This is a genomic window from Flavobacteriales bacterium, from assembly GCA_013214975.1.
GTDB lineage: Bacteria > Bacteroidota > Bacteroidia > DT-38 > DT-38 > DT-38.
On record JABSPR010000056.1, the window covers coordinates 1 to 6,220 of the forward strand.

A 6,220-nucleotide genomic window follows, 5' to 3' on the forward strand; every position below is an offset into this window, starting at 1 on the left:
TCTACTTCTATTTTTCCTCCGTAATTTTCAAGAGTAGCTTTAACCAAGTACAATCCGACACCTGTGCCTTCTTGCTCTGTATGGTATCTTTGATAGAGACCAAATAGCTTTCCTTCAATTAGTTTTAAATCCATTCCCAAACCATTGTCCGAAATAGAAACTGTAACATACTCGTTGGATAATTCTGTAGTTAAAGAGATTTCAGGAGGTCGATCAGGATGTGCATATTTTAACGCATTTGAAATCATATTCTGAAGTATACTTACTAAATGGAGAGAAGGAAATACGATGGAATCGGTGGCCTCGAAGTTTGTGGATATTTTCGCTTTACTATCCTCAATAATAAAAGCGAGACCTTTAGTAGCTTCTTCATAAGATTCTTTTATAGAGATACATTCGCTAAGCATGAAAAAACTATTTTTTGCAGCAACGGCTTCACTTAATCGTTCCATAGAAGTTTTCATTCCTTGAGTAGCCTTGCTCATTAATTCAAAAACTCTCAAGTTTCTATCCGACAGTGCTTCTTTATCAAACATATTAATTAACCCTTCAATATTCGAAATAGGAGATTTGAGGTTATGCGAGGTTATGTAATTTAACTGTTGTAATTCTTGCGCTTGTGCTTCAAGTTTTTTTGTTGCTTCAACACGGATCGTAATGTCTGTAATTACACCAACCCACTCTCTGATTTTTCCATAATCATCAAGGAGAGGGATGCCTTTAACCTCAAAGTCATGCCAGGTTAGGGATTTATCGTGCCAGATTTTACCAGAACTTTCGAAGTTTATGCATTTCCTATATGCATTCTTCCAATCATCTAAAAATTGCTCTCTATCGTCAATAAAAATTTTATCTACCCATCCAAATTCTTTGTGCTCTTCCCATGATTGACCAGTGAAATTCCCCCATGATAACTGTTCGGAACATATCTCGCCGAAACGCCCAGTCGTCCAAATAATAGAGGTAGTCGCTTCAATAACGGATAAACTTCTTTGCTCATTTTTTTTTCTGTCAGAAATATCCGATATCATTATTGTCAGAAAAGGATCACCGTATTTTGGGTCATGGTGTGCTACCACTTGTGTAATACAAGTGACTATCTCTCCCGATTTTGTAATGAATCGTTTTTCAACTTCGAACGAATCAGTTCTGCCTTTTCTAAGTATTTCAAGATGATTACTACATGTTTCAACGTCATCTTCGAAAGTAATATCTAAAACGGAGGTGTTATTTAAGTCGATGGTATTGTACCCTAATATTTCCTCGAACCTAGGGTTTGCGTTAAGAATTACACCATTGTAGTCAGAGAATATAATTCCAATTGGCGATTTTTCATAAATAGCATTGAGATGATCTAGTCTAGCATTTTGATCGATACTTTTTTCTGAGATGACTTCTTTCAATGCTTCTATGTACTAGTTATGAAATTTATATGCGGTGTAAAGTGGATACAACTTGTAAGTTAGCAAAGAAGATTGTGAGTGACAAATGAAATAAGTGATCATTTAATTTCATGGCTATATTTGTAATTAAATTTAGAGGATAAAACCCTTTTATTTTGAGTGAAATTTACGACATAAACCTATCGCCTGAAGAGGCATTCGATGAAGCTAAATTCAAAGTAGCTGTATTCCGAAAACTTTCAATTAAGGAATCGAGCAATTTGATTATTAGACCTCTACGTCGGTCTATTGATGCACGAGGAAGACAGATACTTGTGAAATTTAAATTGGAGTTGATCGAGCCGGATAAGGAATCCTCTTTAATCTCTCATTCAATCGACTATCAAAATGTTGGCGATAAGCAGGCGGTAATAATTGTTGGTGCTGGTCCAGCTGGGTTATTTGCTGGGATTAGATTGATTGAACTTGGATTAAAACCGATAATTTTTGAGCGAGGAAAAGATGTTCAGGCTAGAAGAAGGGATATTGCTGCAATCAATAAAAAGCACATTGTAAATCCCGAATCGAATTATTGTTTTGGAGAGGGAGGAGCTGGAACGTACTCTGATGGTAAATTATATACTCGTTCTAAAAAGCGAGGAAATGTGAGGAGGGTATTAGAGGTACTTGTTGCACATGGAGCGAATGAAGAAATATTATTTGACGCTCATCCACATATTGGTACGAATAAACTTCCCGTTTTAGTGTCTAAACTCAGAGAAAGCATCCTGAAGGCAGGAGGGGAGATCTACTTTGATACTAAGGTAATTGATTTTGTCTTGGAGAAAAATGAGATGAAAGGAGTGGTGACCGAGGATGGTACCAAACACCGAGGTGCCTCAGTTATTTTAGCGACAGGGCATTCCGCACACGATATTTATCACTTACTACACAAAAGAGAAATTCTAATAGAATCTAAACCTTTTGCGATAGGAGTGAGGGTGGAGCATAAACAAGACCTGATTGATGAAATTCAATACCATTGTAAAAAAGATAGAGGAGAGTTTTTGCCTGCGAGTTCATATTCATTGGTTCAACAAGTTAGTGTGAATGGTACAAAGCGGGGAGTATTTTCTTTTTGCATGTGCCCTGGAGGGTGCATTGTACCTGCAGCTACTAATACAGGAGAAATAGTTGTAAATGGAATGAGTCCTTCGCGTAGAGATTCGAAGTTTGCTAATTCAGGAATGGTGATGTCTGTCGACGCCAATGACTTTAAAGAGTTTGTCCAATATGGACCTTTAGCTGGATTGTATTTTCAGAATGCGATAGAACAAAAAGCTTGTAAGGCCGCCGGTGGAAACCAAACAGCTCCTGCTCAACGATTAGTTGATTTTGTTGAGAATAAATTGTCTTCATCTTTATTAGATACTTCTTATCAACCCGGATTAAAGTCGGTTAGAATGGAAGATGTATTACCCGGGTTCCTAATAGATGGGTTGCGACAAGGGTTTGAGAGTTTTGGGAAGAAGATGCGAGGCTATCTTACGAACGACGCACAGATAGTTGGAGTTGAAAGCAGAACTTCTTCTCCGGTTAGAATTCCTCGTAACAAAGAGAGCCTAGAGCATGTAGCGACAAAAAGATTATTTCCATGTGCAGAAGGAGCTGGTTATGCTGGTGGAATTGTATCAGCGGCAATGGATGGAGAGCGATGTGCCGAAGCGGTATACAATAAATATTTTTCAGTTTGAATGAGCTCAGAATAATGAGCAAAAAATTGATTCAAACATTAAAGAGGTTATCTTTTAAGGAATCAATACGCGTTCGCCATAGTTCTGGTCGCTAGTTTCTTTATCGTAATCGTAAAAGAAGTAGTTCGTAATGCTATATCTTAATCCTTTATTTAGTGGTTTCCCACGGTGTATCGCCGTTGTGTTTGCTAAAATTAAAGTACCAGCTTTTCCTTGAATCGTTTCTAGTTTGTTTTGAGGTAATTTATAGTACCTCTCAATCTCTTCATTTTCTAATCTGCAAGATAATTTTTGATTGAATTTGATAATTCCTTGAAAAACAGAACTGAGTTTATGAGTTCCTGATACGTATTGAAACGGTCCCGTTTCATTATCCACATCGGATAAATAGAGAATGGATTTAAACATATTCTTTTCATATAAATCTCTATGCCATCCAGCGCCAGAACCCAGATTGCCATCTATGAATTTAGTTTTCTGAGCGAGCACATAGTGTGATTTGGCACCTCCATTCAATACAGCTTCTCCTATTCTTTTAATAAAAGGATCGTTCTTATATTCGTTAACAATTGGATTTAGCTTATCTGCTCCAAATAACCGCAAGTCCGATTCTAATTCATCTTTAATTAGGTATTCGTCGTGATTTTGAATCAAAGTGTCTATGAAAGACATTATTTGATCACATTTTTCTTTCGAATAATAATTTTCGATTACCACTAACCCATCTGAATTGAGTTTGGCTAATATTCTTTTATCTTCAATATTTAAAGATTCAGAGGAATGTTTATTATCGCTAATAAGGCGTTTAAAAGTTTCTTTAAGCACCATATTAGAAAGTACTCGAAGCTTGTAAATTTATCTCTTATCATAAGACTGACTTAACTACATAACTCGAAAGGTAGACGATTAATATCAATTCGATATTCCCGCAGCACACAATCAAAATGTGTAATTGATTATGTTAGAGAGTGAGCGAAGATGAAATAGAGAGTTGGCAGGAGTGCGGAGAGCGTCCTTAAACTTGCTTGCCAAATAGAGATTAACTTATCTATTAAAGATATAAGCCTCCCTTGAATAAGCAATGGAAAAAAACTTTTAGTAAGGCCGTTATTTCGACTTGTTGATCTCCTTAAAATAACTCAACTGAAGGCCAGGTAATTTGTCATCTTTACCGCTTAGAGTCTTATTAAAATATGTTTCACCAGTTGCTGGATGGTAAACTAACATTTCTTCACTTTTTTCTCCTTTTAAACCGATTTCATATAGTACAACCAAAACGTCTTTTTGATTTAGTATAGCATTCTCGATTTGTGCACCTGTGGCATAAGAAATATTAGGATGGTCATATACTTTCTTAATATCTTCAAGTGTTGAAAGTTGAGCCCCTGGAGATACTAATAATCTTTTTGTTTTGATAAGCTTTCCTTTGCTCTTGTTTATTGTTTTCCATTGAGAAACGAAAGTTACGTTCATATTTTCATCTTCAGTATTAGACCAAAAATAGTTTAACCGTTGTATTGCTAAAGCCATAAATACCTTAGTTCCTTGATCTTCGATTCTCTTAATAGTTTTCGAATTTGAGTGAACGCTGTTTGATGGATTCCATAACCAATTGAATTTCCAGTTATTAGGCCAAAAGTATCCAGCTCCATAGCCTCTATACTCGTAGTTGCCTTTCTTTTCTAATTTTTCGGTAATACCTATAGCTGGGATATTTATTAGCATTCCAAAATCTCCGTTGAATATATGTAGTTGACTAACATCATCGTTCGGTTGAAACGTTTCATTGATTTTTGCCTCGTCAACAACTTCATATTCACTAAATTTCCAATACTTCTCTACTGCGCTGAGGAACATGTCGTTGTGCTCCTTAAATCTTTCGTGTGTAACAACGTATAATTTCTTCTTTATACTAGCTACTCGTTCTTCATTTACTTTATAACTTCTTAATTGGCCATAGCCAGTCGAACCAATAAATAGAACACAAAGTGTTAATATTAATAATCTCATTTTCTTGATTTGTATGTAAATGTATTTTGCCGGAAATTCGAACTCGAAACTACATCATATTTAAATCTATCTCCTTAATATTTGAGATTATTTTAAAGTAAAAATGCTTTAGTTCTATTTACTTCGAAAACTCTGATATATAGTGTGTTTCATGTTTATTGTATGCTTTGTGCTTATCTGCCAGAATGCCTGATGTTTAAATAGTATCGGGCCAGTTTATTCGCGATATAAAAAATTCGACTTTGAAATTTAATGTGCCTCAAATTAATTGAAGGTTTACAATTCTGGAACTCGTTGCAATTCAAAAAGGTAATTATCTTTTAAGAGAAGATAATAAATGATGAACGATGTTTAGCTTGTTAGTAGTTGCTGTTAAAGGATAATACAAGTTGAAAGCTCTATGAGAGTTTGTACTTTCGTGCGGAAATTAGAAGACGAATTATGAAGAGAATCAGTGAGTACCGGAAATTATTTAACGTTGAGTCTAACTCAGATCTTAAACAGCTTAAAAAAGCTTATAGGAATCTAGTAAAAGAGTGGCATCCTGATAAGTTTCAAGAAGGAGACACCAAGGCAATAGAGGCTGAAGGTATGAGCCGAAAGATTATTGACGGTTACCATTTTTTGGTTGGAATAGCTCCTGAAACTAAGGCCGCCAAATTAGATGAGTTTGCAGCTACAACAAGCTCTGGAATTTCAGAGATGCTTCACGAGGGGCAAGTGCTAGAAATTACATTTGTAGATGGAGCAACCTATGAGTTCTTCGGTGTAGATAAGAAATTGTTCAACAAATTACTTGAGGCGGATAAACAAACTCGATTTGGGAAAAGAAAAATATTTAACGCTTTCTTATATAGAAAATTAAAGAAGGAACTTCAACAAGAATAGCATAAGTCTACTGTTCTTTGCAGTGATTTAAAGTACTAGAATAGAGCACAGATTTATATCCTAGTTTGGCACGCATCTATTCAGAAACGGAGCCGAAAATAAATTCACCATCCATCATTACAGCTTTAGGCTTAACTTTCCATATCTCATAAACATCTACATCAAATAAGTTCTTATTAAGAACAA

At 35.6% G+C, this 6,220-nt stretch carries 5 protein-coding genes; 2 read left to right on the top strand and 3 right to left on the bottom strand.

Features of this window, described 5'->3' with window-relative positions:
• Window positions 1-1,403: PAS domain S-box protein (locus HRT72_03040; protein ID NQY66685.1), on the bottom strand; the 1,403-nt coding region annotated here is incomplete at its 3' end.
• Window positions 1,404-1,558: 155 nt separating this feature from the next.
• On the opposite strand from HRT72_03040, the gene HRT72_03045 reads away from it, so the two are divergent.
• Window positions 1,559-3,136 carry an FAD-binding protein gene (locus HRT72_03045; GenBank protein ID NQY66686.1) on the top strand — a complete coding sequence of 526 codons (1,578 nt, stop codon included), beginning with the start codon at window positions 1,559-1,561 and terminating at the stop codon, window positions 3,134-3,136.
• Between the two features lie 54 nt (window positions 3,137-3,190).
• Here HRT72_03045 and HRT72_03050 read toward each other — a convergent pair whose 3' ends face one another.
• Window positions 3,191-3,964: a phytanoyl-CoA dioxygenase family protein gene (locus HRT72_03050; protein NQY66687.1), complete on the bottom strand. Its 774-nt coding sequence runs from the start codon at window positions 3,962-3,964 to the stop codon at window positions 3,191-3,193.
• A 279-nt stretch (window positions 3,965-4,243) separates the two neighbouring features.
• Window positions 4,244-5,146, bottom strand: a complete 903-nt coding sequence (locus tag HRT72_03055) for a hypothetical protein (GenBank protein ID NQY66688.1) — start codon at window positions 5,144-5,146, stop codon at window positions 4,244-4,246.
• Window positions 5,147-5,587: 441 nt separating this feature from the next.
• Between HRT72_03055 and HRT72_03060 the strand changes: the two genes are divergently transcribed.
• A complete protein-coding gene (locus HRT72_03060) occupies window positions 5,588-6,034 on the top strand; it encodes a KTSC domain-containing protein (protein ID NQY66689.1) in 447 nt (148 codons plus the stop codon).
• Window positions 6,035-6,220: the final 186 nt, after the last annotated feature.

Excerpts from the sequence above, each read along its gene's own strand:
- HRT72_03050 (NQY66687.1), bottom strand. The coding sequence starts at position 3,964 with ATGGTGCTTAAAGAAACTTTTAAACGCCTTATTAGCGATAATAAACAT.
- HRT72_03055 (NQY66688.1), bottom strand. The coding sequence starts at position 5,146 with ATGAGATTATTAATATTAACACTTTGTGTTCTATTTATTGGTTCGACT.
- HRT72_03060 (NQY66689.1), top strand. The coding sequence starts at position 5,588 with ATGAAGAGAATCAGTGAGTACCGGAAATTATTTAACGTTGAGTCTAAC.